General features: G+C 76.9%; 2 protein-coding genes and 1 pseudogene. All 3 read right to left on the reverse strand.

Annotation, left to right across the window (positions count from 1 at the left end):
* Window positions 1–33: 33 nt before the first annotated feature.
* Window positions 34–218, reverse strand: a pseudogene (locus MTQ10_RS31780) (hypothetical protein); the annotation flags it as partial.
* Between the two features lie 125 nt (window positions 219–343).
* Window positions 344–805, reverse strand: a complete 462-nt coding sequence (locus tag MTQ10_RS30105) for a hypothetical protein (protein ID WP_247473742.1) — start codon at window positions 803–805, stop codon at window positions 344–346.
* A gap of 324 nt (window positions 806–1,129) precedes the next feature.
* Complete coding sequence (locus MTQ10_RS30110; RefSeq protein ID WP_247473745.1) at window positions 1,130–1,669, reverse strand: hypothetical protein; 540 nt, start codon at window positions 1,667–1,669, stop codon at window positions 1,130–1,132.
* Window positions 1,670–1,900: the final 231 nt, after the last annotated feature.

The raw sequence follows: 1,900 nt of genomic DNA on the forward strand, positions 1-1,900 counted from the left end.
GAAGATGTGCACAAGAGACAGACCCCGCCCCGGTCATCCGGCCCCCGCCTCCTCCACCACCCGCACGCCGACGAGGCACGTGTCGTCGTCGGTGCCGACCGGCCGTAGGCCAGCAGCCGGTCGAGCTGCCGGCCCTGGGTTCGAGGCGCCGAACGGGCCGTCGTCACCAGGTGGGTCACCGACTCCTCCACCGACCGGTCCCGGCGCTCCACGACGCCGGGCACGGCGCTCCTTCCGTGCTGTCCGGTCACGATCGAACGGCTGGGGCCGTCCACGGACACGGGTGGCGGCCGGGCCTCGAAACCCCGGCAGGGCAGGCCTCGGACGAGGGCGGGGGACGGCCTCAGATACGGCCGCCCGTCAGCCGGGTCAGCGGTCCCCGGAAGCCCTGCGCGACGCGGCCCGAGCGGCGTCCCGCGGCGAAGGACGCGGCGCTCAGCGCCGTCACCCCGGCCCCGACGCCCAGCGCGAGGGCCCTGCGGTGGGCAAGCGCAGTCCAGGCCGTCCGGGCGGCCGTGCCGACCCGTCCGGCGGCCGTCACAGCAGCCCTGCGGCCCGCGTCCAGCCGGCGGACCGTGCCCTGCGCCACCTCGGCGGTCCCGTGCGCGGCACCCTCGGCGCCGGCCGTTGCCCCGGACGTCGCCCGCGCGGCCTTGTCCGCCGTCCGCCCGGCGGCGCCCCCGGCCTTCCGCGGCGCGCGCTCCGCCTTCCGGGCCGACTTGCCGGCGGCCGTGCGGGCACGGGAAGCGGTCGTACGCTTCGCCGTGCCGGCCTTCTGATCCGTTCCCGTGTTCGCTTCACTCATGGAATCCGGTTTGCCGGACATCGTCCCCGCAAACCCGCCGCGCCCGCATCAGCCGTACGGGCGGCGGGACTTCACGCCCGCACGGGCGCTCCAGGAGGACCGCTCCCGACGGGCACGCACGCCGGGCGACCGCTGCCCTGCGGGCGTGCCCCGGCGACCGCAGCCCGACGGGCCTGAACCCTCCGCGCGACGCTGCCCGACGGACGCGCACCGGGACGACCGCCCCCGGCGGACGCGCCCTTGGACGACGCCGCCGCACCCGGACGACCGCCCCTCGCGCGCACCCGGACGACCGCCCCTCGCGCGCACACCGGATGCCCGCCGTCACGCCGTACGCGCACGCACCCCCGGCCGGTCGACCGCCCGCACCCCGCCGGGCTGCACCCGCGCCGCCGCCCGCTCGTCCGTACGCTCCGCCGGACGGTCCACCGCACGCTCCGCTGCCCGGTGCCGGTCCTCCCCGGGCTCCGCGCGCCGGCCACGTGTCCCGCCCGCCACCGGCCCCAGGGCGCGGACGCGGTACGTCGTCTTGCCGGGGTCGGCGATCGGTTCCCCCAGCTCGATCCGCCCGGCCTCCCGCAGCGCGTCGCACTCCTCGGTGGGCAGCGCCACATAGCAGCCGCCCGCCCCGTCGGGGCCGTCCGACGCCCGCCAGTAGCCGTATCGCCGACGGCCCCCGGCGTGCACCGTGAGGAAGACCGGCGTCGCCGGATCGGCGATGATCCGCAGCAGATCGGTGCCGGTGCCGCCTCCCGGGGCGAGGGGGCGCGGCCGGTACGGCAGGATCCGCGCCGGTGCCCTGCGCGGGCGCTCCGCGCCGAGCTCCGTACCGCGGGACGGGACCGGTTCCAGGACGGGCTGCACAGGGCCTCCTTGGGCTGGGCGACCCCGAGCGCCTACCCAGCTCCGACGATGTCGATCACTTCTATGATCATGCAGTACGACACTGACAACGCGCTCGCACACCGGCGCGCCGCGCCGCGCCCCGGCCGAATCGCGGGACGGCGGCACAAACCGGACGGTCCTGCCGCGCGCGGCCCCCACCCCTGTCTCTTATACACATTCGACGCTGCCGACGAAGCTAGAAGTGAAAAA

Origin of the sequence: Streptomyces sp. XM83C (assembly GCF_023072675.1) — a bacterium.
GTDB classification, from domain to species: Bacteria; Actinomycetota; Actinomycetes; order Streptomycetales; family Streptomycetaceae; genus Streptomyces; species Streptomyces thermocoprophilus.

What these genes read in the sequence shown, in the direction of transcription:
- MTQ10_RS30105 (WP_247473742.1), bottom strand. Translation starts at nt 805, where the DNA reads ATGAGTGAAGCGAACACGGGAACGGATCAGAAGGCCGGCACGGCGAAG.